30 protein-coding genes and 1 tRNA gene are annotated in these 23,861 nt (G+C 45.0%); 21 read left to right on the top strand and 10 right to left on the bottom strand.

Going from position 1 to position 23,861, the window contains the following annotated elements; genetic code table 11:
• Nucleotides 1–8: 8 nt before the first annotated feature.
• Nucleotides 9–590 carry a nucleotidase gene (locus NYE68_RS13610; RefSeq protein WP_007408297.1) on the bottom strand — a complete coding sequence of 194 codons (582 nt, stop codon included), beginning with the start codon at nucleotides 588–590 and terminating at the stop codon, nucleotides 9–11.
• A 133-nt stretch (nucleotides 591–723) separates the two neighbouring features.
• Between NYE68_RS13610 and NYE68_RS13605 the strand changes: the two genes are divergently transcribed.
• Nucleotides 724–1,101, top strand: coding sequence for a DUF308 domain-containing protein (locus tag NYE68_RS13605; RefSeq protein WP_087920773.1), 378 nt, complete (start codon nucleotides 724–726; stop codon nucleotides 1,099–1,101).
• Between the two features lie 32 nt (nucleotides 1,102–1,133).
• On the opposite strand, the gene ispG is transcribed toward NYE68_RS13605, so the two are convergent.
• The 3 genes from ispG to NYE68_RS13590 form a co-directional block, all read right to left on the bottom strand.
• Nucleotides 1,134–2,252, bottom strand: a complete 1,119-nt coding sequence (gene ispG, locus NYE68_RS13600) for a flavodoxin-dependent (E)-4-hydroxy-3-methylbut-2-enyl-diphosphate synthase (protein WP_170936331.1) — start codon at nucleotides 2,250–2,252, stop codon at nucleotides 1,134–1,136.
• A 132-nt stretch (nucleotides 2,253–2,384) separates the two neighbouring features.
• Nucleotides 2,385–2,687 carry a LysM domain-containing protein gene (locus NYE68_RS13595; RefSeq protein WP_007408299.1) on the bottom strand — a complete coding sequence of 101 codons (303 nt, stop codon included), beginning with the start codon at nucleotides 2,685–2,687 and terminating at the stop codon, nucleotides 2,385–2,387.
• A 91-nt stretch (nucleotides 2,688–2,778) separates the two neighbouring features.
• Nucleotides 2,779–3,540: a DUF1189 domain-containing protein gene (locus NYE68_RS13590; RefSeq protein ID WP_012118003.1), complete on the bottom strand. Its 762-nt coding sequence runs from the start codon at nucleotides 3,538–3,540 to the stop codon at nucleotides 2,779–2,781.
• A 161-nt stretch (nucleotides 3,541–3,701) separates the two neighbouring features.
• Here NYE68_RS13590 and NYE68_RS13585 point away from each other — a divergent pair, with 161 nt between their 5' ends.
• The 9 genes from NYE68_RS13585 (at nucleotide 3,702) to pstB (NYE68_RS13545) (ending at nucleotide 13,152) form a co-directional block, all read left to right on the top strand.
• Nucleotides 3,702–4,184: a DUF456 domain-containing protein gene (locus NYE68_RS13585; protein ID WP_007408301.1), complete on the top strand. Its 483-nt coding sequence runs from the start codon at nucleotides 3,702–3,704 to the stop codon at nucleotides 4,182–4,184.
• A 165-nt stretch (nucleotides 4,185–4,349) separates the two neighbouring features.
• Nucleotides 4,350–4,955: a superoxide dismutase SodA gene (gene sodA, locus NYE68_RS13580; RefSeq protein WP_003153025.1), complete on the top strand. Its 606-nt coding sequence runs from the start codon at nucleotides 4,350–4,352 to the stop codon at nucleotides 4,953–4,955.
• Nucleotides 4,956–5,074: 119 nt separating this feature from the next.
• Nucleotides 5,075–6,364 (top strand): MFS transporter, encoded by a 1,290-nt coding sequence (locus NYE68_RS13575; RefSeq protein WP_012118002.1) that lies wholly within the window; start codon nucleotides 5,075–5,077, stop codon nucleotides 6,362–6,364.
• Nucleotides 6,365–6,465: 101 nt separating this feature from the next.
• The gene (locus NYE68_RS13570) at nucleotides 6,466–8,613 is read left to right on the top strand and encodes a penicillin-binding protein 2 (RefSeq protein WP_015417830.1); all 2,148 of its coding nucleotides are present in this window, start codon (nucleotides 6,466–6,468) and stop codon (nucleotides 8,611–8,613) included.
• Nucleotides 8,614–8,768: 155 nt separating this feature from the next.
• Entirely contained in the window at nucleotides 8,769–9,671 is a 903-nt protein-coding gene (locus NYE68_RS13565; RefSeq protein WP_007408304.1) for a phosphate ABC transporter substrate-binding protein, read from the top strand.
• Between the two features lie 48 nt (nucleotides 9,672–9,719).
• Nucleotides 9,720–10,649 carry a phosphate ABC transporter permease subunit PstC gene (gene pstC / locus NYE68_RS13560; RefSeq protein ID WP_012117997.1) on the top strand — a complete coding sequence of 310 codons (930 nt, stop codon included), beginning with the start codon at nucleotides 9,720–9,722 and terminating at the stop codon, nucleotides 10,647–10,649.
• On the top strand, nucleotides 10,649–11,533 hold the full coding sequence (gene pstA, locus NYE68_RS13555) for a phosphate ABC transporter permease PstA (protein ID WP_015240223.1): 885 nt from the start codon (nucleotides 10,649–10,651) through the stop codon (nucleotides 11,531–11,533). The genes pstC and pstA overlap by 1 nt, the downstream gene beginning before the upstream one ends.
• An 18-nt stretch (nucleotides 11,534–11,551) precedes the next feature.
• Nucleotides 11,552–12,358: a phosphate ABC transporter ATP-binding protein PstB gene (gene pstB / locus NYE68_RS13550; RefSeq protein WP_007408307.1), complete on the top strand. Its 807-nt coding sequence runs from the start codon at nucleotides 11,552–11,554 to the stop codon at nucleotides 12,356–12,358.
• Nucleotides 12,359–12,369: 11 nt separating this feature from the next.
• Nucleotides 12,370–13,152: a phosphate ABC transporter ATP-binding protein PstB gene (gene pstB, locus NYE68_RS13545; protein WP_064107146.1), complete on the top strand. Its 783-nt coding sequence runs from the start codon at nucleotides 12,370–12,372 to the stop codon at nucleotides 13,150–13,152.
• Between the two features lie 99 nt (nucleotides 13,153–13,251).
• On the opposite strand, the gene NYE68_RS13540 is transcribed toward pstB (NYE68_RS13545), so the two are convergent.
• On the bottom strand, nucleotides 13,252–13,716 hold the full coding sequence (locus tag NYE68_RS13540; protein ID WP_007408308.1) for an endolytic transglycosylase MltG: 465 nt from the start codon (nucleotides 13,714–13,716) through the stop codon (nucleotides 13,252–13,254).
• Complete coding sequence (locus NYE68_RS13535) at nucleotides 13,713–14,066, bottom strand: hypothetical protein (RefSeq protein ID WP_003153047.1); 354 nt, start codon at nucleotides 14,064–14,066, stop codon at nucleotides 13,713–13,715. The genes NYE68_RS13540 and NYE68_RS13535 overlap by 4 nt, the downstream gene beginning before the upstream one ends.
• 346 nt (nucleotides 14,067–14,412) lie before the next feature.
• Here NYE68_RS13535 and rpmG point away from each other — a divergent pair, with 346 nt between their 5' ends.
• The 3 genes from rpmG (at nucleotide 14,413) to NYE68_RS13520 (ending at nucleotide 15,439) form a co-directional block, all read left to right on the top strand.
• Complete coding sequence (rpmG, locus tag NYE68_RS13530; RefSeq protein WP_003153056.1) at nucleotides 14,413–14,562, top strand: 50S ribosomal protein L33; 150 nt, start codon at nucleotides 14,413–14,415, stop codon at nucleotides 14,560–14,562.
• Between the two features lie 78 nt (nucleotides 14,563–14,640).
• On the top strand, nucleotides 14,641–15,195 hold the full coding sequence (locus tag NYE68_RS13525) for a 5-formyltetrahydrofolate cyclo-ligase (RefSeq protein ID WP_064107144.1): 555 nt from the start codon (nucleotides 14,641–14,643) through the stop codon (nucleotides 15,193–15,195).
• A 70-nt stretch (nucleotides 15,196–15,265) separates the two neighbouring features.
• Nucleotides 15,266–15,439 (top strand): hypothetical protein, encoded by a 174-nt coding sequence (locus NYE68_RS13520; RefSeq protein ID WP_007408311.1) that lies wholly within the window; start codon nucleotides 15,266–15,268, stop codon nucleotides 15,437–15,439.
• 75 nt (nucleotides 15,440–15,514) lie between these two features.
• Here the strand turns inward: NYE68_RS13520 and nhaC are convergent, their stop codons facing one another.
• Nucleotides 15,515–16,879, bottom strand: a complete 1,365-nt coding sequence (nhaC, locus tag NYE68_RS13515) for a Na+/H+ antiporter NhaC (RefSeq protein WP_076983531.1) — start codon at nucleotides 16,877–16,879, stop codon at nucleotides 15,515–15,517.
• Nucleotides 16,880–17,076: 197 nt separating this feature from the next.
• Here nhaC and NYE68_RS13510 point away from each other — a divergent pair, with 197 nt between their 5' ends.
• The 5 genes from NYE68_RS13510 (at nucleotide 17,077) to NYE68_RS13490 (ending at nucleotide 20,923) form a co-directional block, all read left to right on the top strand.
• Entirely contained in the window at nucleotides 17,077–17,286 is a 210-nt protein-coding gene (locus NYE68_RS13510; protein WP_015417826.1) for a YqgQ family protein, read from the top strand.
• Nucleotides 17,287–17,320: 34 nt separating this feature from the next.
• The gene (gene glcK, locus NYE68_RS13505) at nucleotides 17,321–18,283 is read left to right on the top strand and encodes a glucose kinase GlcK (RefSeq protein ID WP_015417825.1); all 963 of its coding nucleotides are present in this window, start codon (nucleotides 17,321–17,323) and stop codon (nucleotides 18,281–18,283) included.
• 82 nt (nucleotides 18,284–18,365) lie between these two features.
• Nucleotides 18,366–19,493, top strand: coding sequence for a M14 family metallocarboxypeptidase (locus NYE68_RS13500; RefSeq protein WP_015417824.1), 1,128 nt, complete (start codon nucleotides 18,366–18,368; stop codon nucleotides 19,491–19,493).
• Between the two features lie 72 nt (nucleotides 19,494–19,565).
• Nucleotides 19,566–20,603: a hypothetical protein gene (locus tag NYE68_RS13495; protein WP_015417823.1), complete on the top strand. Its 1,038-nt coding sequence runs from the start codon at nucleotides 19,566–19,568 to the stop codon at nucleotides 20,601–20,603.
• 5 nt (nucleotides 20,604–20,608) lie between these two features.
• Nucleotides 20,609–20,923 (top strand): MTH1187 family thiamine-binding protein, encoded by a 315-nt coding sequence (locus tag NYE68_RS13490; RefSeq protein WP_003153073.1) that lies wholly within the window; start codon nucleotides 20,609–20,611, stop codon nucleotides 20,921–20,923.
• 32 nt (nucleotides 20,924–20,955) lie between these two features.
• On the opposite strand, the gene NYE68_RS13485 is transcribed toward NYE68_RS13490, so the two are convergent.
• Nucleotides 20,956–21,129: a DUF2759 domain-containing protein gene (locus tag NYE68_RS13485; RefSeq protein ID WP_003153076.1), complete on the bottom strand. Its 174-nt coding sequence runs from the start codon at nucleotides 21,127–21,129 to the stop codon at nucleotides 20,956–20,958.
• 154 nt (nucleotides 21,130–21,283) lie between these two features.
• Here NYE68_RS13485 and NYE68_RS13480 point away from each other — a divergent pair, with 154 nt between their 5' ends.
• Entirely contained in the window at nucleotides 21,284–21,922 is a 639-nt protein-coding gene (locus tag NYE68_RS13480; protein WP_003153077.1) for an MBL fold metallo-hydrolase, read from the top strand.
• Between the two features lie 39 nt (nucleotides 21,923–21,961).
• Here the strand turns inward: NYE68_RS13480 and NYE68_RS13475 are convergent, their stop codons facing one another.
• Nucleotides 21,962–22,207 (bottom strand): DUF2626 domain-containing protein, encoded by a 246-nt coding sequence (locus NYE68_RS13475; RefSeq protein WP_003153078.1) that lies wholly within the window; start codon nucleotides 22,205–22,207, stop codon nucleotides 21,962–21,964.
• Between the two features lie 236 nt (nucleotides 22,208–22,443).
• On the opposite strand from NYE68_RS13475, the gene NYE68_RS13470 reads away from it, so the two are divergent.
• A complete protein-coding gene (locus NYE68_RS13470) occupies nucleotides 22,444–22,824 on the top strand; it encodes a Spx/MgsR family RNA polymerase-binding regulatory protein (RefSeq protein WP_003153079.1) in 381 nt (126 codons plus the stop codon).
• A gap of 64 nt (nucleotides 22,825–22,888) precedes the next feature.
• Here the strand turns inward: NYE68_RS13470 and NYE68_RS13465 are convergent.
• A tRNA-Gln gene (locus NYE68_RS13465) sits at nucleotides 22,889–22,959 on the bottom strand.
• Between the two features lie 71 nt (nucleotides 22,960–23,030).
• Here NYE68_RS13465 and NYE68_RS13460 point away from each other — a divergent pair.
• On the top strand, nucleotides 23,031–23,861 hold the full coding sequence (locus tag NYE68_RS13460) for an STAS domain-containing protein (RefSeq protein WP_015417821.1): 831 nt from the start codon (nucleotides 23,031–23,033) through the stop codon (nucleotides 23,859–23,861).

Here is a 23,861-nt window from a genome sequence, read left to right as displayed (position 1 = left end):
AGGTTTTTTCAGCTTTTGACATGCTGAAAGCTATGTTTGTTTTTATTAATCCAGGCGACGGCTTCAAGCCAATTCTGCACCCTGATAATATTGGAATCGATGGGGAGCTGATTATATGGGGAGTTAAAAAGGATAACCGGAATGCCTGCTTCTTTTGCGATCATTGTCGCATTGCCGTGGTGATCTTCGAAAAATAAATCAATGCCGTGTTTTTTGACGGCTTCCACTTTGTGATGGCCTCCGACAAGCTCAATGTGATCGTAATGAATGTCCCGGTTTGCAAACCAGTCCAGCGTAACATCTTCTAAGTGGCCGCGTCTTGCCGTAATGTAGATCAGACGGTGCTCTTCTTTCAGTCCGTCCAGTGCCTGCTTGGCAAATTCCGCGAGCTTCGCTTCTTTATATATGGCTGCTTCATGAACGTTCATCCATTCCCAAAATTCCTCGTCTGTAATGTTCAAAAGCTTCGTCAGATCATAATCAGTCATATCATCCAAGGTAATGGAAAGATGAAATGAGCGGTTTAAATAAGGGACAAATGTATCCTGTGCCGTAACTGTGCCGTCAATATCTATACCTAACCGTAACATGTCCACACTCCTATAAATTCATCCCTTCAAGTGTAACATAAACAATTAACAATACCAGAAAAGTTTAGCAAACATGAATCCGTAAAAAACGCGGAAACTAAAAAAGCTCCTTTCATAAAAGAAAAAGGGGGAATTGAAGGTGGCATACGATTACGAAAATCGAAAAGGCAACGACTACTATGTGGATCATGGATCGGAAGGAACCGATATCACGCGTGATGTTTATTCAGAAGAAACAGCGGCTGAAATTTCAGAGCCATATCGTGCTTCTGACCGGGCAGCAGACCGTGATGATAACCGGGACGGAGTAAGTGAAGGCCGGGGGATAGGGTATGCAGCATTGGCTATTTCTATCATTTCCCTGTTTGTGCTCCCTGTTTTATTAGGGGCATGCGGCATTATCGTCGGCTATATCGCCAGAAGAAGAGGAGCAGGCGCTTTAGGCGGATGGGCGATGGGAATCGGTATTGTTTCCCTTGTGCTCGGCATCTTCATTACACCGTTTTTTTAACACAACGCAAAAAAAGCTTGGCGGAATATCCGTCAAGCTTTTTGTGCTTCTTGTTCTGCTTTTGCTTTTTCCGCTTCAAGCTTTGCGTAGTGTTCTTCCGCCAGCTTATCGATTTCTTTTTTCAGCTCTTCGACCATGGTTTCTTCAGGGACTTTGCGGACGATTTGGCCTTTGCGGAAAAGAAGTCCTTCGCCGCGCGCGCCGGCAATCCCGATATCAGCTTCTCTTGCTTCGCCCGGTCCGTTAACGGCACATCCGAGAACGGCTACTTTAATCGGCGCTTTGACTTTAGAAATGTATTCTTCCACTTCATTTGCGATGCTGATGAGATCAATTTCGATCCGTCCGCATGTCGGGCATGAAATAAGCGTAGCCGCGTTTGAAGCAAGACCGAATGATTTCAGGAGTTCTCTGGCTACTTTTACTTCTTCAACCGGGTCGGCGCTCAGAGAGATCCGGAGCGTGTTTCCGATTCCTTTGCTTAAAATCGCTCCGAGTCCGGCCGCGCTTTTTACCGTTCCGGCAAACAGCGTGCCCGATTCTGTAATTCCGAGGTGGAGCGGATAATCAAATGCTTTTGAAGCTTTTTCGTATGCTTCTATGGCTAGATTGACGTCAGACGCTTTCATGCTGACGATGATGTCGTGAAAGTCAAGGTCTTCCAGGATTTTGATATGATGAAGCGCACTCTCAACCATTCCGTCAGCAGTCGGATAGCCGTATTTTTCTAAAATGCGTTTTTCCAAAGAACCCGCGTTTACGCCGATCCGGATCGGAATTCCTTTTTCTTTCGCTGCTTTTACGACGGCTTCCACTTTTTCGCGGCGGCCGATGTTTCCCGGGTTGATTCTGATTTTGTCGGCCCCGCCCTCAATTGCTTTTAATGCAAGCTTGTAGTCAAAATGAATATCGACAACGAGAGGGATGGAAATTTGTTTTTTGATGTCGGCAATTGCGTTAGCGGCGCGTTCGTCCGGACATGCCACCCGGACAATTTGACAGCCGGCTTCGGCTAAACGGTTGATTTCCGCAACTGTTGCTTCTACGTCGTGTGTTTTGGTCGTCGTCATACTCTGAATGACGACTTCGTTATTTCCGCCTATTGTTAAAGGTCCCACTTTGACGGGACGCGTTTTTGTACGATGTGTGATTTCACTCACTTGTCAATCGCTCCTTAATTGTAGTTACCGCTTTTGCAGGCTGAGCCTTTTACATGTCAGGCAACTTCTATTTACATGTTATATTGTAACAGTGTATTTGCCGAACTGACAAGAAATTAACGTTTAATTGCGGTAGACGGGGAATTTATAAGCGGTGCCTGCCTGAATGGCGTTTGCTTTTACATTCGGATTCAGCGCTTCAAAATCTTGTGCAATATCATCTGGCGCTTTATGTGCGCCGACTATCGACATCACCGTATCGCCTTTTTTGACCGTAACCGTTCTGTATGAAGATTCCTGTCGGGCTGGCTGTGCCGCCGCTGCGTATGCTGGAAGGTCTTGAGAAGGGATCGTGCCGATTTTAAGATCGTAAAAGATAATGAATATCACAAATAAACTGCCGAATACAAAAGTAAGCCGCTTCATTCCAACCGCCTCCCGCATACATTTTTACTTCATTGTATGCTTGTCCCATTTTGTTCATGACAAAAAAGAAGACCGCCGGGGGCAGTCTTTGTTACACAGCTGTTTTTCTTGGCGGTATCTCTTTTAAGACGAGGAAAAGGATGATAAAGTTTACAAACCAATTCACTAAAAATTCACTCGGCACTGTAATAACAAGCGCGCGCATGATCGTAAAGAATATGGTCGAAAGTGTAATGGAATAAGCCGAAAGCTTCCAGAGCTGCTGGTAATTCAATGTCTTTCTTTGCGCATTTTTCAATATGAGGCCGATGACGGCGAGAAATGATACTTCAATGAATTTTCCGGCCGCTGTCATGATGAACAGCAGAACGGACAGGACGGTGACGATCATTGTTTTATTTTGGTTTAATGCTGATATGATTTCTTTTTTTGTGATATCAGCAGGCATCAGCGAATAATTCATTTCTGTCGCCTGTCCGTCTACAGCAAGCACCATTTTATTTTTCAAAATGCCGATCGCATTTTGTTTGGCCGCTATTTGTTTCGCGCCGTAAGCATCTGTCGGATCAAACACGATGACGAACCCGTTCGCTTCCGTTTCCTTAGAGGCGGACGCTTTCGTCTGCAATTCTCCGTTTGAAATGCTGAAATCAGGGAAATCTTTCTTTAACACGGTTTTGAAACCGTTCATTGAGTTTACAGTGCCGGAGCAAAGGTAATAAGCGCTTGGCAGCGTAAAAAGGACAGACAGCAAAAATACATAAAGGATCGCTTTTCCTATCCCCTGAAACCGTGTTTTTGCAATATCTGCCGGAGAGTATGTACTTTTCAATAAAGCCGTAAATATGTTCAACATCTTCACTTCCTAGCCTAAACTGGTATATGTTGCTTATTGTATCGTTCACAGGGGATGAACACAAGTGAGAGTATTTAAAGCGGTGATAAGGAATCATACATAATAAGATAAAGCGGGAAGCGGTGATCGCCCGCAAAACAAAGGAGGGTGTTTTTGTCATGAGTGTTTTGTATTGGCTGATGATCATTGCGGTCTTCGTCATTGCTTTTATCGGGCTTGTATATCCGGTGATTCCAAGCGTTATTTTTATTGTGGCCGGTTTTCTTCTCTACGGATTTTTGTTTTCCTTCAGTCCTTATTCTTACCTGTTTTGGCTCATTGAGGCGGTATTTGCGGCCGTTTTATTCGCAGCTGACTATGTGTCAAATTTACTTGGCGTTAAAAGGTACGGAGGAAGCAGGGCGGCAATCTGGGGAAGCACGATCGGATTATTGATCGGGCCCTTCGTTATTCCCGTGGCAGGCATTATATTAGGCCCGTTTATCGGTGCTCTCTGCGCTGAGGTGTTTGTTCATCAAAAGGATATCAAGTCCGCGGCAAAAGTGGGGCTCGGCTCGTTAATCGGCTTTTTAACAAGCGTGGCGGCAAAAGGCGTCATTCAGCTCTTTATGATCGGGTATTTCTTATGGACGGTGCTTTAGAAAGGTTTAATTTCGGCCGTGAACGGATAAAGTGTAATATGTCTGCTGGAATCGCCGGATTGTGAGCTTTTTCATTGATTACCACGCTTTCTTTTGTTACATTGAGATTAGAAAAGTTCGCGTTAAGCGGCATTTCAGTACATATATTTAAAGGAGGAAAAAATTATGGCTTACAAACTTCCAGAATTGCCTTACGCTTATGATGCTTTAGAACCTCATATCGATAAGGAAACGATGACGATTCACCATACGAAGCACCATAACACATACGTGACAAACCTCAACAAAGCGATCGAAGGATCTGCGCTTGCAGAGAAATCTGTAGATGAGCTTGTTGCTGATTTGAACGCAGTGCCGGAGGACATCCGCACGGCAGTCCGCAACAATGGCGGCGGACATGCAAACCACTCTTTATTCTGGACTCTTTTATCTCCGAACGGCGGAGGCGAACCGACTGGTGAGCTTGCTGAAGAGATCAAAAGCACGTTCGGAAGCTTCGATCAATTTAAAGAAAAATTCGCCGCAGCAGCTGCAGGCCGTTTCGGTTCAGGCTGGGCTTGGCTCGTTGTAAACAACGGCAAACTTGAAATTACAAGCACGCCAAACCAAGATTCACCGCTTTCAGAAGGTAAAACACCTGTTCTCGGTCTTGATGTTTGGGAGCACGCGTACTACCTGAACTACCAAAACCGCCGTCCTGATTACATTTCAGCTTTCTGGAATGTTGTGAACTGGGATGAAGTTGCCCGTCTTTACAGCGAAGCAAAATAATTGAGTTGAATGATCACAAGGTCTCCCGCGGGAGGCCTTGTTTTTTTATTGACTTTGATTCCTTTTACATATCTCAGTTTGAGTGAGACAAACTAATGTGTAGTAAAGGGGAGTCAATGATGAGCAAAATAAAAAAAATTATCGGCGACATCGAAATAAATAAAGGGCTGCTGCTGTTATTGACGATTGGCGGCCTTTACTCATTGGGCATCGCGCTGTCAAATACATTTGTCAACGTGTATTTGTGGAAGCAGTCTGGAAAATTTATTGATTTGGCCATATACAATTTGTCGGTCGTAACGATGCAGCCGGTTACCTTTCTGCTGGCGGGCCGGCTGGCTAAAAAAATTGACAGGGTGTTTATTCTAAGGTTCGGCGTTATCTTTTTGGCCGCTTTTTATTTAAGTGTGCTGCTTGCCGGAGAAACTGCGGCTTCCCGTCTCGTTTTGATAGGGGCCGTGCTCGGAGTTGGATACGGCTTTTACTGGCTGGCTTTTAATGTGCTGACTTTCGAAATCACGGAACCGGAAACGAGAGATTTTTTTAACGGGTTTTTAGGCATTTTGTCTTCATCGGCGGGCATGATCGGTCCGATTGTGGCCGGATATGTCATTTCAAGACTTGAAAACAATACGGGTTATACAATCATTTTCAGCCTGTCGCTCGGCTTATTTGCCCTTGCCGTGGTCATGAGCTTTTTTCTGAAGCGGAGGGAGTCGAAAGGCCGGTTTATGCTGAAAAAAGTTTTTGATGAGCGCCACACGAATCTGAATTGGCGCCGGATTACCAACGCGCACTTTTTTCAAGGCTTGAGAGAAGGGATTTTTGTTTTTTTAATCAGCGTATTTGTATTCATTGCGACAAACAGTGAGCTGGCGCTCGGAACATTCGGTCTCGTCAATTCCGCGGTTTCTTTTTTTGCCTATTATTTTGCATCAAGGCTCATCAAAAAAAGAGCGCGGAAAAAGGCGATTCTTATCGGCGGATTGATCTTGTACGGCGCCCTGTTTCTCATCATTTTTAAAATGAGCTTCACGACGCTCCTTTTGTACGGAGTGTTTATTGCGATCGGCTATCCAGTTCTGCTCGTGCCGTATGTCTCGCTTACATATGATGTGATAGGCCGGGCGCGGCTTGCCAGAAAAGCCAGAATTGAATACATTGTGCTCAGGGAGTTATTTTTAAATGCGGGCCGGATCGTTTCCATCCTTTGTTTCCTTGTAATCGTTACATTGTTCAAGGAAAAAGTGGGAATACCGGCGGCGCTCGTGCTGCTCGGAGCCGGCCATCCGCTGATTTATTACTTTATAAAAGACATCAAACTGGATACGGAAACTTCTGATGAAACAGTAGAAGAAGACCGACAAAAACAGGCGGCGGAACCGAATTTTATAAAAGGAGAAAGATAAAAGGGTTATCTGTAGAAAAATATCGAAAAAACCTTTAGAATGAAAAATGGCACCTGAACAGAAGGTGTCATTTCTTTCTGTAAATAAGAAAAGGTGATGTCATGAGGAGAAATAAAAAGAAAATAGCTGTAAATAAAGAAAAGAAAAAATCACTGCCGATCCGGCTTAATTTTTTGTTTTTGGCCGCGTTTCTTATTTTCACTTGGATTATCGTCGAGCTTGGCATCAAGCAGATCGTTCAGGGTGATGATTATAAAAACGCCGCTAATAAGCAGGAGGAGTCTGATGTCAGCACGGCGGTTCCGAGAGGGAAAATATACGACCGGAACCTAAATCCCATCGTAACGAATAAAGCATTAAATGCGATTACATATACACGTTCAGCCTCAACCACCCAGGCGCAGCGTTTAAAAATCGCAAAAAAACTGTCGGGTATGATTAAGGTAAGCACCAAAAAGGTGACTGAGCGGGATAAAAAAGACTATTGGATGTTAACCAGGCCTGATGAAGCGAAAAAACTGATTACGGCCGAAGAAAAGCAAAAAGCTGAAGACAAAAAACTGTCTGAAGATGATTTATATCAGCTTCAGCTGAAACGTATCACAGACAAACAGCTGAATGAGCTCACTTCAAAAGATATGCAGATCCTTGCGATCAAAAGGCAGATGGATTCAGGCTACTCACTGACGCCTCAATACATCAAAAATGAAGGGGTGTCGGCAAAAGAAATGGCCGTCGTCAGCGAACATTTGGATGAACTGCCGGGAGTTGACGTGACGTCTGACTGGGAACGGTCTTATCCAAATAAAGGGTTGTTAAAATCAGTTCTCGGCAGTGTCTCGAGCTCCAATGAGGGACTCCCTTCAAATCTTCTTGAGCATTATTTGTCACTCGGCTACAGCAGGAATGACAGAGTAGGAAAAAGTTATTTAGAGTATCAATATGAAAATCTGCTGCAGGGCCAAAAAGAGAAAGTGAGAAATGTGACAGATTCCTCTGGAAACGTAACAGATACAGAAACGGTTTCAAAAGGTAAAGCCGGGGATGATTTAGTGCTCACTATAGATACCGAATTGCAAAAAGACGTTGAAAAAATTATTGAGAAAAATTTAAGGGCTGCAAAGGCAAGACCGAGTACACAGTTGCTTGACAGAGCATTTGTCGTAATGATGGATCCCCGTAATGGAGAAGTGCTTACAATGGCGGGTAAACAGATTAAACAAGCAGGCGGCAAATATAAAATTGATGATTATGCACTAGGAACAATGACTTCCTCTTATAACATGGGCTCAGCTGTAAAAGGGGCAACATTGTTAACAGGTTATCAAACAGGTGCTATTAAAATCGGAAATATATTTACGGATGAAGTTTTAAATATTAAAGGCTCCCCTCCTAAAAAATCGGTAAGTGTAATGGGGCCGATAAATGATTTAACTGCACTTGAGCGTTCATCTAACGTTTATATGTTCAAAACTGCGATTGCAATTGGTAAGGGTAAATATATATCAGGACATTCACTTCCGCTTGATTACAGCGCATTTGATAAATTTCGTTATTACTTCAGTGAATTCGGTTTAGGGGTAAAAACAGGAATTGATCTGCCTAACGAAGCTACAGGATATGTGGGAACTAAAAGACAGTCAGGTTTCTTGCTTGATTTTGCGATCGGCCAATATGACACATACACTCCGCTTCAAATGGCTCAGTATGTATCGACCATTGCTAATGGCGGCTATCGTATGAAGCCCCAAGTCGTGAAAGAAGTAAGAAAACCTTCAAAAAAAGGTATCGGGGCCGTCGTTGAATCTGTTAATCCGGAAGTGATGAACCGTCTTGATATGACGGAAAGTGAAATTAAACGTGTTCAGCAAGGTTTTAAACTTGTTATGAATGGAGCTCAAGGGACTGCGAGAGCAAATTTTGCTAATAAAAGTTATCACCCTGCCGGTAAAACCGGAACAGCACAAGCTTTCTATGATGGGCCTATAAAATCAAGAACTGGTGCTTCTACTTATAACACAACTTTGGTGGCTTATGCTCCTGCAGATCATCCTGAAGTTGCTATTTCGGTAGTGGTTCCATGGGCTTATGAAAATTACAATGACAGGTATTCAATAACTAATGACATCGGGGAAGCAGCTCTGGACAAATACTTTGAGCTGAAAAAGAAACAAGAAGATAATAATACGAAGCAGAAAAACGAAGATAAAATTCAGGAAGACGCTGAAAACGGCAATACAAACAACTAATAGAAAAACGCTCACAATCTGTGAGCGTTTTTTTTATACAAAAAAACATCCGGATTTACAAAACCTTAACACTTGATTTATACGTATTTTACAAGAACCCTTTACTCTAGACCTGTAGGACAAATTACACATTAAATGCAGGGGGAATTCAGGAAATGAAAAAAAACAAATGGATGCTTATGCTTCTGATGGCTGCTGTTATGATTGTTGCTGCAGCATGCGGAAATGCAAAGGAAAGCGGCAAGACAGACAGTCAATCTGCAAGTGAGGATAAAAAAGCATCAGGTTCTTTAACCATTTCTGGTTCATCAGCCATGCAGCCGTTAGTACTGGCAGCGGCGGAAAAGTTTATGGAAAAACATCCGGATGCTGATGTGCAGGTGCAAGCGGGGGGTTCAGGAACAGGTCTTTCGCAAGTGTCTGAAGGGGCAGTGCAAATCGGCAACTCAGATGTCTTTGCTGAAGAAAAAGAAGGCATTGATGCGAAAGCCCTAAAAGACCACCGAGTAGCGGTAGTGGCGATGGCGGCTGCGGTCAACCCCGGTGCGGGCGTAAAGGATATAACCAAAAAACAGCTGACAGACGTCTTTACAGGAAAAATTAAAAACTGGAAAGAGCTTGGCGGTAAAGATCAAAAAATTACACTCGTGAACCGTCCTGATTCATCAGGAACACGCGCTACGTTCGTCAAATACGCGCTTGACGGAGCAGATCCTGCAGAGGGCATTACAGAGGATTCCTCCAATACAGTCAAAAAAATCATTGCGGAAACGCCGGGAGCTATCGGTTATCTGGCATTCTCTTATATAAACGATGACAAAGTAACGCCTTTATCGATCGGAGGCATCAAACCGGAAGAGAAAAACGTCGTCACAGGCGAGTATCCGATTTGGGCTTACGAGCACTCTTATACGAAAGGTGAAGCGTCAGGCCTTACAAAAACGTTTCTTGACTATATGAACAGCGATGAAGTACAGAAAAGTATCGTAAAAGATCAGGGCTACATTCCGATCTCAGATATGAAAGTCACACGTGACGCAAACGGCAAGCAAAGCTGAGGGGAGGGCGGGCTCCCCGCCTCTTCTTCCTTATAGGAGTGTAAACAAATGATAAATCACAGAGAAAAAGAGTCTGTAAGCGAACGCTTAATAAGCTCAAAACAAAACAGGCAAATGGATGAAGTCCGCGGAAGGGTGATTGTGTCTGTGTGTGCCGCGATTATCATTGCGGCATCAGCGGCGATCACAATTTTTCTCGGCATTAAGGGGCTGCAATCTTTTTTTGTAAATGGTGTAAGCCCGATTGAGTTCTTAACAAGTCTGAATTGGAATCCAACCCAGGCAAAACCTGAGTTCGGCGCGCTGCCTTTTATTTTCGGATCATTTGCGGTCACGGTTCTGTCCGCTCTGATCGCAGCACCCCTCGGTATTGCGGGTGCCGTGTTTATGACGGAAATTGCGCCGACTTGGGGAAAAAAGGTGCTGCAGCCGGTAATTGAGCTGCTTGTCGGCATTCCGTCCGTCGTTTATGGATTCATAGGTCTTACAGTATTGGTTCCGTTTATCGGCTCTTTTAAATCAAGCGGAACGGGTCACAGCCTTCTGGCGGGGACGATCGTACTCTCGGTAATGATTCTGCCGACTGTTACATCGATTTCCGCTGATGCGCTTGCGTCACTTCCGAAACACCTTCGCGACGGTTCATATGCGCTTGGTGCGACGAGGTGGCAGACAATCAGAAAGGTGCTTATCCCGGCGGCGTTTCCGACATTGCTGACCGCTGTCGTGCTCGGGATGGCAAGAGCGTTCGGAGAAGCACTAGCCGTACAGATGGTTATCGGAAATACAAAGCTTCTGCCGGAAAGCCTGCTTGATACGGCGGGAACATTAACGACGATTATTACGTTAAACATGGGCCATACCACATACGGCAGTATTGAAAATAATACGTTATGGTCTATGGGGCTTGTTCTACTCATCATGTCGTTTCTGTTTATATTGCTCATACGCTACTTGTCGTCTAGGAGGAAAGTGTAATGAACCGGAAAATAACGGATAAATTGGCCACCGGTGTATTCGGGTTATGCGCCGCTGTAATTGCGGCGATTTTGGCAGGATTGTTTTTGTACATTCTTATTCACGGCGTCTCTGAAATCTCCTTGCATTTTCTTACGTCAAAATCGAGCGCCATTGCGTCAGGCGGCGGAATACGGGATCAGCTTTTTAACTCCTTTTACATTCTGTTTATCACCATGCTGATCACGATACCGCTTGGAGTGGGGGGCGGCGTCTTTATGGCTGAATATGCGCCCCAAAATAAAATCACTGATTTTATCAGAACGTGTATTGAGGTGCTGTCTTCGCTTCCGTCCATTGTCATCGGGATGTTCGGCATGCTGATGTTTGTAAACCTGACCGGATGGGGTTACACGATTATCGGGGGCGCGCTCGCATTAACGGTCTTTAACCTTCCAGTTATGGTCCGGGTGACGGAAGGCGCGCTCACTGCAGTTCCTAAGGAGCTGAAAGAAGCTTCTCTCGCTTTAGGCGTATCGAGATGGCATACCGTCAAAACGGTGCTGGTTCCGAGTGCGATTCCTTCGATTTTAACCGGTGCCATTCTCGCATCCGGAAGAGTATTCGGAGAAGCGGCCGCATTGTTATTTACAGCGGGACTGACAACGCCGCGGCTGAACTTTACGGATTTGAACCCGTTTTCTGAATCATCTCCTTTCAACATTTTCAGGCCGGCTGAGACGCTGGCGGTTCATATATGGAGTGTCAATACGCAGGGAATCATCCCTGACGCCGAAGCGATTGCAAACGGCGGCTCGGCGGTGCTGGTGATTTCGGTGCTCTTGTTTAACCTTTGTGCAAGATGGCTCGGATCTGTCATTTATAAAAAGCTTACGGCAAATTAATCGGAAAGAGGCGAAAACATGATTGATCACATCATCAGGGAACAAGCGGAACAGACAAAGCGTTCGCCGGAGTCTTCAATTTTGGAAGTGAAGCATTTATCAATTTATTACGGTGACAAACAAGCGGTTAAAGATGTAAACATGGATATTGAAAAACATGCGGTGACGGCTCTGATCGGTCCCTCCGGCTGCGGGAAATCAACATTTTTGAGACAGATTAACAGAATGAACGATGCCATTCCTTTTGCAAGAAGCGAGGGAGAGATCCTTTATGAAGGGCTGAATATTTTGGGGGAAGCGATTAATGTCGTGTCTCTCAGACGGGAGATCGGTATGGTGTTTCAAAAACCGAATCCGTTCCCGAAATCCATTTACAATAACATCACACATGCGCTGAAGTATGCGGGGGAACGCAGGAAAGCCGTTTTGGATGATGCGGTCGAGGAAAGCTTAACGAAGGCGGCGCTTTGGGATGAAGTCAAAGACCGGCTTCATTCATCGGCTCTTTCGTTATCAGGCGGCCAGCAGCAGCGTCTTTGTATCGCCCGTACGCTTGCGATGAAACCTGCCGTACTACTTTTAGATGAACCGGCCTCAGCTCTGGACCCTATTTCAAACGCCAGAATCGAGACGCTTTTGACAGAACTGAAAAAAGATTATTCGATTATTATCGTTACGCATAACATGCAGCAGGCACTTAGGGTGTCTGACCGAACGGCTTTCTTTTTAAACGGGGAAGTGGTGGAATACGGGCAGACAGAACAAATTTTCACGAGTCCTAAAGCGCAAAAGACAGATGACTACATTAATGGAAAGTTCGGATAGGGGGAAGGACTGTGAGCCTTGTGAAGGAAGCGGTGCACACACAGAATTTATTTGATATTCACGGCATGAACGTATGGTACGGAGCCCACCAGGCTTTAAAAGACATTACGATCGGTTTTGAGGAGCGGAAGGTAACTGCGATCATCGGTCCGTCCGGCTGCGGGAAATCCACTTTTATTAAAACATTAAACTTAATGCTGCAAATGGCCCCGAATGTCAAAGTGACAGGCGACATGATCTATAACGGGCGCAATCTGCTGAAAGAAAAGACGGATGCGGCAGAATTAAGAAAACAGATCGGTATGGTGTTTCAAAAAGGCAATCCGTTTCCCCAGTCAATATTTGAGAATGTCGTGTACGGTCCGAGAATTCACGGCGAAAAAAATAAAAAGAAACTGCTTGAAATCGCCGAGGAATCTTTAAAGGCAGCCGCGCTCTGGGATGAAGTGAAAGATCGCCTTCACCAGCAGGCGCTTTCACTGTCAGGCGGTCAGCAGCAGCGGCTGTGCATCGCAAGGGCGCTCGCCACAAAACCGGACGTCCTTCTGATGGATGAACCGACGTCCGCTCTTGATCCCGTGTCCACGCGGAAAATAGAAGAGCTGATTTTGACATTGAAAGAAAAGTATACAATCGTCATTGTGACGCACAACATGCAGCAGGCTGCGAGGGTCTCTAATCAAACCGCGTTTTTCTATATGGGCGAACTGGTAGAATGGGGGGATACGGGCAAAATATTTTCTCAGCCGGATCATCAAAAAACACATGATTATATCACCGGAAAATTCGGATGAAAAAAACGGGCCCGGCCATTGACCGGGTCCGTTTTATACTCCTTATTAAAAAAGCCTGCCGGCCGTATCCATCTGAATGGACGATGCCTGCAAGCTTTTTTAGCGGGTTAATGTTTTGACGATTTTTTTAAAGCTCATATCTGAGTCGACTTTGAAATGGCCGGCACGGATTTCTTTATGGTAGCCTGCGTCAATGACGTAATCATTAAAGTCCTTCGCTGAAGGAATAATCCCTTCTTTTTCAAGAATGGATGACACATCAGCAGTGCTCATTCCGTCTTTAATCGTCAGTTTGTATGTTACTTTTTTCTTTTTGGCGTCTGTGTTTTGGTCGTTGTTTAACGATTTTTCTTTAGAATCAAGCAGTTTTTGATAGTCATCCCGGTTGACGGAGACTTTTTGCTGATCGTCGAGGTAGCTGTTTACTTCTTTTTCTGTCAATGCTGTTTTTTCGGTTTTAACGGCGGCTGCCTGGTCATGGTCAGTCAAATAGAAGACAGCGGCGAGAACGGCCGTCGCTAAAATCATGCCTGCTGCAAAAGCCTGAATGCCCCGTTTTGTCATACGAGCACCTTCTCATTATCTTTAATAATGGTATTGACGTCCTCGACAGACACGTGCTCCGCTTTTGCGATGGCTTCCGCAGACATTCCGTTGTTATATTTTGAAATGATTTGTTTGGCGATTTTTTGGTTAATGCCGCTGCTTTTGGCTTTGCGGATCACGAGGTTGGTTTCCAGCAATTCTTCTTCAAGCACCGTCATTTTCTTTTTCAGCTTGTAAATTTCCTGCATGGCGGAAAGCTGAAGCGTTTCAAGCTCCTGTTCCACGTCTTTCATCGGATCTCTTTGAGAATATGAGAATGCAATAAGCGCTATACTGACGATAAACAACGCAATAATAGCAATTTCCACGTTTCATCACCTTCTATTATTAATTTGCCCTTCTTTTTTATACCATAAAACGCCGCCATTCTAAAGGAAATAGAGAAAAAAACGGAATTTTGTCGGGAAATCTTTTTTATTCGGGGAGCAAACGGTTATTTCTCTATAGATTTCGCATCAGAAAGTCCTTTTTTGTCCTTTTTCGTCATATTTTCCCTTCACCAGGCGCAAGCTCATTCAGAGGATCAGAAGCATAAACTGATGTTTTCTGCACTTAAACAACATTTCATGTAAATCACTCTAGCATTCCGTCCATTATAGTGGTATTATATATAAGTCTGAATAAGTAAATGATATTTAGTTTGGAGGGAAAATAATGCGCGTTAATATTACTTTGGCTTGCACTGAATGTGGTGAGCGTAACTATATTTCTAAAAAGAACAAACGCAACAATCCGGACCGCGTTGAATTTAAAAAATATTGCCCACGTGATAAAAAATCTACGTTACACCGTGAAACAAAATAAGCTGTTTAAAACAGCGGAAAAAGCTGGAGCTTTCAATAAAGTTCTGGCTTTTTTGTCTTTCAGGGAGGTTTGAGAAACGTGAAAGCACAAATCAGAACCGCTATCAAAGCAAAGCTTTCTGACATGACAGAAAGTGAATGGGAGGCAAAATGCCGTAGCATGCGTGAAACGCTGTTTTCTTTAAAAGAATGGAAACAGGCCCGCGTGATCGCCGTTACCATCTCGACACGCCTGGAAATTCCGACACGGCCGATTATTGAACAGGCCTGGAAAGAGAAAAAACAAGTCTGTATCCCAAAATGCTTTCCGCGGACGGGAGCGATGGAGTTCCGTACATTTTCTGCGTATGATCAGCTGGAAACCGTATATGCGGGCCTCAGTGAACCGATCGAGAGCCAGACGGAAAAAGCCGCCCAAAAAGACATTGACCTTGTGATTGTGCCCGGTGTGGCTTTTGACCGGGAAGGCTTCAGAATCGGATACGGCGGAGGATATTATGATCGGTACCTCTCCGGTTATAAAGGCCGTACCGTGTCGCTTCTCTTTGACTGCCAGCTGACAGACCGCATTCCCCGCATGCCCCACGATATTCCGGTCGATATGATCGTGACTGAATCTGAAACCATCGCTTAATCGCATAAAAAACTTCTTACACCGGAATAATTCTCGCTGTTTGACAAACGATAGGGGCAGGAGGGATAAGATGAAAAAATTGTTGATCTACTCATTATGCGCCGTATCTGTTTTAGCCGTTTACCAAAACCGCTACCGTCTGATGAACAGCGTGCTCAGCCAGCCGGGGATCAGACGGTCATTCATTCATTTCTTTTTAAAAATACCGTTTATCAGAAACAAATTCATTCAGCAGGCATTTTAAACAAATCCCGTTTTTCAGCGGGATTTTTTGCATAAGAAAACCTGCCGGTAAAAAACGGCAGGTTTTCTCGTATTGTCAGCTTTTTTTCAGGAAACCGAGCAGAATTGAGATCATAGGAGAAATGTACAGGAAAAAGGTAAACGGCAGGTAGTCGATGACGGAAACCCCTAATGCGCTTGCCATAAAAGCGCCGCTTACTCCCCAGGGAATCAGCGGGTTGATCAATGTTCCGCCGTCCTCAAGCGACCGCGCAAGGTGAATCCGCTTAATGCTGAGCTTGTCATATAAAGGTTTATAAGATTGACCCGGAATTAAGATCGACAAATACTGCTCACCTGTCGCAAGGTTTACGCCTATACTTGAGAAGACGGTCGCCATGACAAGACGTCCTTTCGTATGCACGCCTTTTATCAATCCTTGAAGCAGCGCCGCGATCAGGCCCGTTTTTTCCATCAGGCCGCCGAGCGCAAAGGCGATCATGATCAGAGAGACTGATCCCATCATCGATTGGAGCCCGCCTCTGTTGATAATGCTGGCCACAGCCTGGTCGCCGGTTTTAAACGCCGTCCCGCTTTGCAGGGCGGATATAAATCCTTGAATGCTGCTGTCAGGAATAAAAACAGCAGTCAGAAGCCCTGCGGAAATAATACCGGCGGTAAGCACCGGAATCACGGAAATCCGTCTCACAGCTAAAATGATCACCAACAGAGGTGAAAGAAGCGACCAAGGCGTAATGTGCACGGCCTCTTTCATTCCGGAAATGACCGCCTCAATATTTTGCGTTGAAGCGGCATTTATTGAAACCGATGAACCGAGAATATAAAAAAGAACAATCGTGATCAGCAGTGCCGGAACGGTAGTGCCCATCATATGGCGAATATGCTTAAAAATCGGAATTTCGCCGATTCCGGCGGCAAAATTCGTCGTGTCGGACATCGGTGACATTTTATCACCGAAACAAGCCCCGCAAATGACTGCTCCCGCCGTCCATTCGAGCGGAACTCCCGCCGCGCTTGCTACCCCTAACAGCGCGACGCCGATTGTACTGACAGTTGTCAGACTTGAGCCGACAAGCGTGCTGATAATCATGCAGGAAAATAATGCGGTCAAAAGCAGCTGACTCGGCTGTATAATTGACAAAGCGTAAACGGTGACGGTGGGAATGGCGCCGCTGTACATCCAGGCGCCGATCAGCATACCGATCAAAGCCAGTACGATAATCGGCTGCACACCGTTTTTCAATCCGCTGACAATTCCTTTTTCAAGACTCTCCCACGAGAAACCGAGCCACAAACCTGCCAGAGACAGAATAATGACGCAAAAGAACAGCGGCATATGCGGCTCTGTATGAAAGAAAAACAGGCAGGACATAATGACTGCTAACATCAAGACAAATAAACTGATGGCTGAGATGAACGTCAGCCTTTTTTCTTGTTTCAAAACAACACCCCATCAAACTTTAATCCTTTTGTGCTTTTGGGCACGAAAGTATTGTAACAGAAAAACGCTTAAATGAGTGTTTTTTTACAATTGTGAATATACAATTTATGAAAATAATACAAGGATATTTTCTCCAATCGTTTTTTGCTTGACGCCCGGATCAGTGATGAAATACGCTTATACTAAGAAGAATAGAAATGGTGAAGCAGATGAATTCATTTTATGACGTGCAGCAGCTGTTTAAGTCATTCGGACATATCGTTTATTTCGGTGACAGACAAGCCGAAATTGACTTTATGAAAGATGAATTAAAGGAAATGTACTTGTCAAACGTGATTGAAAGAGAAGTATGGCAAAAAGCCGCCGGAGTTCTTCAGAGAGAATCGGAGCGGATCAAAGGCAGATAACAAAGCAGGATTTTAATAAGAAAAGGAGATTATTATGGAAGATACATGGTTTGCGGGGATTGATCTTGGCGGAACAACCATCAAGCTGGCCTTTATCAACATGTACGGTGAAATTCAGCATAAATGGGAAGTTCCGACCGATAAATCAGGAAACACAATTACGGTCACGATTGCCAAAGCGCTTGACCAGAAGCTGGAAGAACTGAACAAGCCGAAACGGATCGTAAAATGGATCGGAATGGGAGCGCCCGGACCCGTGGAAATGGCGACGGGGATGGTCTATGAGACGACAAATATGGGGTGGAAAAACTATCCGCTGAAAGACCATCTTGAGGCGGAAACGGGTATTTCGGCCGTCATTGAAAACGATGCCAATATCGCGGCGCTCGGAGAAATGTGGAAGGGTGCAGGTGACGGGGCCAAAGATGTCATTTTAGTGACGCTCGGAACCGGAGTCGGCGGAGGCATCATCGTCAACGGAGAAATCGTTCACGGTAAAAACGGGGCCGGCGGAGAAATCGGTCATATTTGCAGTATTCCGGAAGGAGGAGCTCCGTGCAACTGCGGAAAATCCGGCTGCATCGAAACGATTGCGTCCGCAACCGGCATCGTCCGCATCGCGAAAGAAAAGCTTGCGGCGGTTTCCGACTCTTCGCTCTTACAAGTGGATGATCTGACGGCACGTGACGTGTTCGAAGCGGCTAAACAGCAGGATAAGACAGCGCTTGAAGTCGTCGATTATGTCGCAAAACATTTAGGCCTCGTGCTCGGAAATCTGGCAAGCGCCATGAATCCGACGAAAATCGTGCTCGGCGGAGGCGTGTCTAAAGCGGGTGAAATCCTGCGGTCAAAAGTGGAAGAGACTTTCAAAATCACCGCATTCCCGCGTTCTGCGGAAGCGGCGGATATTTCGATTGCGGCACTTGGAAATGACGCCGGAGTCATCGGCGGGGCGTGGATTGCCAAAAATGAATGGCTCAAACATCAAAACTGCTGAAGAAAGTCTGCCTGCCCATATCGCGGGCGGCTTTCTTTTTTTATCTCCCCTGTCATATAGTTTTTAAAAAAGGGGGATGAACATGGCGGGAATTCGTGTCAAACCTGAATTGAAACAGCATATGAAAGATATTGCAAAGGTACTTTCAATTGATGAAAAACTGTTGAAAGCCGCTGATAAAACGGCGGAAAATGATGATTTATTGTGTCCCGGCTTTGCCGTGAGCGGGCAGTCAGAGGGTCCGCCGCTTGAGACGCTGAGCGGGCTTTCGCGATACATCCGGCACTGTGAAAGGATTCTTTCCGCTGATCAATGGGTGAAGGAAGAAAAGGTGTACGGGTCCCAATCGGTTTATGAAGAAATTGAGAAAATAACGGATGTCTTTCCGTTTGTCACGTGCCGTAAAATCGGCAGTTCCGTATTGGGAAAGCCGCTTTATGAGCTGAAAATAGGTGCGGATACGGCTGAAAGAAAAGTCCATGTAAACGCCTCATTTCATGCCAATGAATGGATCACCACCTCGGTCGCGCTTAAATGGTGTAAAGAATATTGCGCGGCATTATGCGAAAATAAAACCGTTTTCGGGCACTCTGCGCTTGATATATTCAGCCTGACATCATTGTCATTCGTTCCGCTCGTAAATCCCGACGGTGTTGATCTCGTACTTTACGGATGTGAAGATTTATCAGAAAAAAATGAATTTCTTAATCAATTAAATGAGCACCGCCCGGATTTCCGCGAATGGAAGGCGAATATAAACGGTGTGGATTTAAATAAACATTTCCCATCCAATTGGGATATTGAACAGAGGCGCAAACCGAAGGCCCCTTCATATCGTGATTTTCCGGGGACGGCGCCGCTCACTGAACCGGAGGCGCAGGCGATGCACCGGCTGATAACGGAGCAGCCGCCTGACAGGCTGATCGCGCTTCATACGCAGGGAGAAGAGATTTATTGGGGATACGAAGGATGTGAACCGGAGCAATCATCCCGGATGATTCGGGAGTTTGAAGCGATAAGCGGAAACCGCTATCAAGGCGTTAAAACCATTGACAGCCATGCCGGTTTTAGGGATTGGTTTATACAGCAGTATGGAAAAGAGGGCTATACCATTGAGCTCGGAAAGGGAAAAAACCCTTTGCCTTTTCATCAGTTTGCTGATATTTATCAAGCGACGGAAGGTATTTTGTGGAGGTCGCTTGTTTTTTGAGACATCTGTGAAATTTCTCATTTGTTTACATAAACAAATATGGGACAATAGAAAAGAATGGAGGGAAGGCTGGTGAGATACTTGGTTTGTGTTCTGCTGTCCGCATTCGTTCTGTGTTTAGCGGCCTGTGAACCATCTCATCAGCAGCAAGACACAGGCGTTTCGGCAAAATCGGCAGAACAGAAAATCGTTCCGCTCAGTAAAAAGGAAGCGGAGAAAACGGAAGGATGGCTGGATAACAGAACGATTCTGTATACAGCACATCATCAGCTGATGAAATATGATCTTTTCAGCGGAAAATCCGAACGGCTATATGAAACAAAGGGCAATATTGTCAATGTAAAGATCAGCCGGAAAAAACAGCTGATTCTCGTACAGGTGACAAGCAGCGGTCAGACTGAGCTTGTGCTTATGAACAAGCAGGGGAAAAGACTTTATCACAAAGCCTTTAACTCTTATGAGCTGGAGACGGCTTGGAATCCGTATGACCCGTATCAAATGATGATTACCGTTTTTACTGAAACATGGGACTTCACAGCCTATACGGCCGATATGAACAACGGCATTTTAAAAAAGAGTCCCGTTCAGGCCCCTTTTGTCCATTGGACCTCCACTGATGAATTCCAATATATCAAGCAAGGAAAAACGGAGGAAGAGGGTCCTTTATATTCTTATGACTTGCAGACAAAAAAAGAAAAAAGAGTGCTTCATCACGTCATCTGGGCCGATTCCCGCCCAGGCATGACGATTGCCGTCAGACAAACGGATCAATCGGACGGAGACGGCGAGTTCCTTTTCCAAAAGCCGGCATCCGTGACGCACCGCTTTCCTCTCCAAGAAAAGTATGAGAGCTTTGCGCCGATGGAGTATGATTACGATCAGACACACAAGCGGTTTTACATATTCAAGCCTGAAGGCCGCTCTTACAATCTGATCAGCTTTGACTTAGGAGACGAACGGGAGCGGACGGTGCTCAAAAACACGGAAATGGAGCCGATTCAGATCTCTCCGAACGGGGAATACGCTTTATACGGCTTTACGTATGACCGTCTGATTTCACTGAAAACAGGCATGACAGAACCAATCATAACAAATGAAAAAGGAGTTTGAACCAAATGGCAATTGCAGATGTGACAATCATTCCGATCGGAACAAAAACACCGAGCGTCAGTGAGTACGTAGCGGATGTGCAAAACATTTTGGAGGGTTACAAAGCTGCCGGCAAAATCAAATTTCAGCTCACGCCGATGAACACTTTGATTGAAGGTGAGCTGAGCGACTTATTCGCAGTCATTCAGGACATTCACGAAGCCCCGTTCCAAAAAGGGCTGCACAGAGTGGCGACAAATATCCGCATTGATGACAGACGTGATAAAGAAACGACACTGGAGAGCAAAATCAAAAGTGTCAGCAAACATTTGCAGCAATAAAAAATAAGCCTGTATCCATTGGATACAGGCTTTTAATGTGCAGTCGGATAGCCGCTGGTTACAACGGTCATTACGGTAAACCAGCCAAACACGCCCAGCGTGGCGGCGGCTAACAAAAATCCCAGGATATTTCTCTGTCTGACAGCCCGCAGGACTCCTAATACAGCTAATAATGCGACAAGGCCGAAGATTACAACAAGTAACATCATGCTCCTCCTTTGTCATTGGAACCTGAAAATCTTTCCATTTCATTTTAACCGTTTTCATTTTGTTTGTCGATAGCGTTTTCCCGGCCGCATTCATTGAATCTTCCGCAGAAAACCTTCATAATAAGGGCATATACATAAAGAGGTGATGAAAGTGAAATGGAGACGAATGCCGGCCGGTCCGATTCAGGCAAACGCGTATTTTCTTGTCAGTGAGGATCAGTCCTGTCTTATTTTTGATCCGGGCGGAGAAGCGGACAAAATCAACAATTACATAAAAGAAAACAATCTGAAGCCGCTGGCCATCTTACTGACGCACGCCCATTTTGACCATATCGGCGCGCTTGACGAAGTAAGAGACAGATGGGATGTTCCCGTATATCTTCACAAAAATGAAGAAAAGTGGCTGGAGGACTCTTCCTTAAACGGATCAGGCATATTGCGGGGCATCGCCGTAACGGCACGGCCCGCCGAACGGCTGATTGAAGGCGACGGCATATTGGACATCGGGCCTTTCCATTTGGAGACATTGTTTACGCCGGGACATTCACCGGGAAGCGTTTCTTATTATGTGAAGGACGCGGATCTGGTGATTTCAGGTGATGTGCTCTTTCAGGGAGGCATCGGCCGAACTGATTTACACGGCGGAAGTCAGGACGTATTGCTTGATTCCATTCATCAAAAACTGCTCACGCTTCCCGGACATACACTTGTGTTAAGCGGGCACGGGCCGGAAACGGATATTCAGACAGAGCAGGAGCGAAACCCGTTTATCAATGGTTTTTCACTGTAAATGAAAAAAGACAGACCATAATCGGTCTGTCTTTTTCTGTCAGTGGGTTCCGCCGCCCGGTGTCATAATAAAAATAGAGTAATATGTAAATCCGGCGAAAAATACGGTTAAGTAAGCTCCGAAAATATAAATATACATCCGCTCAGTCAGATTCAAATAAGAAAGAAATACGAAAAAGATCGTCTGTCCAAAAAACAAAAGTGAAGCGTCTTTCATGCCCCCTAAAAAAAACATGACTGCAAATATCCCCGTCCAAAATCCTAACACCCGGAACATGCGATTCATTCCTTATCCCCTCCCGAGAGTCTATCTGAAGTTTATTATAATAGATCGGCACTCAAAATGTAAACATTTTCATGATTATATTTATTGTGGAATTTATGTCTTTCCCTGTGTTTTATATCTTATGCCGCTCTCTGAAAAAGATCCGAAAAATCTTTTTGAAATATGTTTAATGAAAAAAAGTTCAGGGTACTTATGTTAACAAAGAGACGGATTATCCGAGGGAGGAATTTTTAAAAATGAAAGAACTTATTTTTTATTCATACCCGAGCTGCACATCATGCCGAAAAACGAAACATTGGTTAAAAGCCCACAATGTTGACTTTCAAGAGCGCCATCTATTCAGGGAGACACCGACAATTGATGAATTGAAGCAGATCTTATCATTAACGACTGAAGGAATTGATGAAATATTGGCGACGAGAAGTCAAACATTTAAAAATCTCAACCTGAACATTGAAGAAATGACTGTAAATGAAGTGCTGAAGCTTTTGACTGAGAAGCCGAAACTGCTGCGGCGTCCGATTCTGATCGATCGCAATAAGCTCGTTATCGGATACAATCCGGGAGAACTGATGAAGCTGACGAAGAAAAAAACGGTACATCAATCTGTATCATAAGAGAAAAACGAAGATCCGCTGATCAAAATTTATCAGCTAATCTTCGTTTTTTGCGGTTGCGGGACTGGGCTAGCTGGATTCGAACCAACGATCACGGAGTCAAAGTCCATTGCCTTACCGCTTGGCTATAGCCCATCGGATGTAATTACAGTATGTGCGTCCGGCGCCGATTTATACATACAAAGGAATTTGAATGGAGGAGACCCGTGAAACATTTGAGTGAAGCATTATCTCGAACCTTAATTGAAGAATCAGGTGAAATCACACGCCAGTGGCTGCTCATACCAAAATCGGGGCGGCCTACAGATGATCAGAAAGCGGAAATGCAGCACCGTCTGTTAATTGAAATCGTTGCCGGCATTTTATCGGAAAAAGACGGCGGGGAAGAGGAGCTGACGAAATGGGCGCTTCAGTTCGCAAGGGACCGGGCCGTCCATGAAGTACCGGTCTATGAAAGCGTCACGAGCTTTAAAGAATTCCGGAGATTGGTCTGGAACCGCATACAGACGTGCTGTGAAACAATGTCTGAGAAGCCTGGGGCGAATGCGGTATTCCATTGGGGAGAGAAGCTGAACAAAGCAATTGACCATATGATTGAAGTATTTACAGAGGAATATTATAAAGTGACGGTTACACAATTAAACGCCCAAAAAGAAATGATTAACGAACTAAGCGCGCCGATTATGCCGATTGCCGACGGTATTGGAATTTTGCCGCTCGTCGGCGAAATTGACACCTACCGGGCAAAAATGATTTTGGAATCGGTGCTTGACCAATGTTCTTCACTCCGTCTTTCTTATTTATTTTTAGATATATCAGGTGTGCCGATTGTGGATACGATGGTCGCTTATCAGATTTTTAAAGTGATTGACAGCACAAAACTTCTTGGCATAGAAACGACAATCTCAGGCATCAGGCCGGAAATCGCGCAGACCGTCGTGAAGCTCGGCATCGATTTTTCTCAGGTGAAAACGGAGCAGAGTCTGGCGAAAGCGCTGGCAAAAAACGGATTTATCGTAAAAGAATCATTAAGATGA

This window comes from Bacillus sp. FSL R5-0447 (genome assembly GCF_038606125.1).
Taxonomy (GTDB): Bacteria; Bacillota; Bacilli; order Bacillales; family Bacillaceae; genus Bacillus; species Bacillus velezensis.
The sequence above is the reverse complement of the archived record's forward strand: the minus strand, read 5'-3'. Positions and strand labels throughout refer to the sequence as shown.

What these genes read in the sequence shown, in the direction of transcription:
- NYE68_RS13610 (WP_007408297.1), bottom strand. Translation starts at nt 590, where the DNA reads ATGTTACGGTTAGGTATAGATATTGACGGCACAGTTACGGCACAGGAT.
- NYE68_RS13595 (WP_007408299.1), bottom strand. Translation starts at nt 2,687, where the DNA reads ATGAAGCGGCTTACTTTTGTATTCGGCAGTTTATTTGTGATATTCATT.
- NYE68_RS13585 (WP_007408301.1), top strand. Translation starts at nt 3,702, where the DNA reads ATGAGTGTTTTGTATTGGCTGATGATCATTGCGGTCTTCGTCATTGCT.
- sodA (WP_003153025.1), top strand. Translation starts at nt 4,350, where the DNA reads ATGGCTTACAAACTTCCAGAATTGCCTTACGCTTATGATGCTTTAGAA.
- NYE68_RS13575 (WP_012118002.1), top strand. Translation starts at nt 5,075, where the DNA reads ATGAGCAAAATAAAAAAAATTATCGGCGACATCGAAATAAATAAAGGG.
- NYE68_RS13570 (WP_015417830.1), top strand. Translation starts at nt 6,466, where the DNA reads ATGAGGAGAAATAAAAAGAAAATAGCTGTAAATAAAGAAAAGAAAAAA.
- NYE68_RS13565 (WP_007408304.1), top strand. Translation starts at nt 8,769, where the DNA reads ATGAAAAAAAACAAATGGATGCTTATGCTTCTGATGGCTGCTGTTATG.
- pstC (WP_012117997.1), top strand. Translation starts at nt 9,720, where the DNA reads ATGATAAATCACAGAGAAAAAGAGTCTGTAAGCGAACGCTTAATAAGC.
- pstA (WP_015240223.1), top strand. Translation starts at nt 10,649, where the DNA reads ATGAACCGGAAAATAACGGATAAATTGGCCACCGGTGTATTCGGGTTA.
- pstB (WP_007408307.1), top strand. Translation starts at nt 11,552, where the DNA reads ATGATTGATCACATCATCAGGGAACAAGCGGAACAGACAAAGCGTTCG.
- NYE68_RS13540 (WP_007408308.1), bottom strand. Translation starts at nt 13,716, where the DNA reads ATGACAAAACGGGGCATTCAGGCTTTTGCAGCAGGCATGATTTTAGCG.
- rpmG (WP_003153056.1), top strand. Translation starts at nt 14,413, where the DNA reads ATGCGCGTTAATATTACTTTGGCTTGCACTGAATGTGGTGAGCGTAAC.
- NYE68_RS13520 (WP_007408311.1), top strand. Translation starts at nt 15,266, where the DNA reads ATGAAAAAATTGTTGATCTACTCATTATGCGCCGTATCTGTTTTAGCC.
- NYE68_RS13510 (WP_015417826.1), top strand. Translation starts at nt 17,077, where the DNA reads ATGGTGAAGCAGATGAATTCATTTTATGACGTGCAGCAGCTGTTTAAG.
- glcK (WP_015417825.1), top strand. Translation starts at nt 17,321, where the DNA reads ATGGAAGATACATGGTTTGCGGGGATTGATCTTGGCGGAACAACCATC.
- NYE68_RS13500 (WP_015417824.1), top strand. Translation starts at nt 18,366, where the DNA reads ATGGCGGGAATTCGTGTCAAACCTGAATTGAAACAGCATATGAAAGAT.
- NYE68_RS13490 (WP_003153073.1), top strand. Translation starts at nt 20,609, where the DNA reads ATGGCAATTGCAGATGTGACAATCATTCCGATCGGAACAAAAACACCG.
- NYE68_RS13485 (WP_003153076.1), bottom strand. Translation starts at nt 21,129, where the DNA reads ATGTTACTTGTTGTAATCTTCGGCCTTGTCGCATTATTAGCTGTATTA.
- NYE68_RS13475 (WP_003153078.1), bottom strand. Translation starts at nt 22,207, where the DNA reads ATGAATCGCATGTTCCGGGTGTTAGGATTTTGGACGGGGATATTTGCA.
- NYE68_RS13470 (WP_003153079.1), top strand. Translation starts at nt 22,444, where the DNA reads ATGAAAGAACTTATTTTTTATTCATACCCGAGCTGCACATCATGCCGA.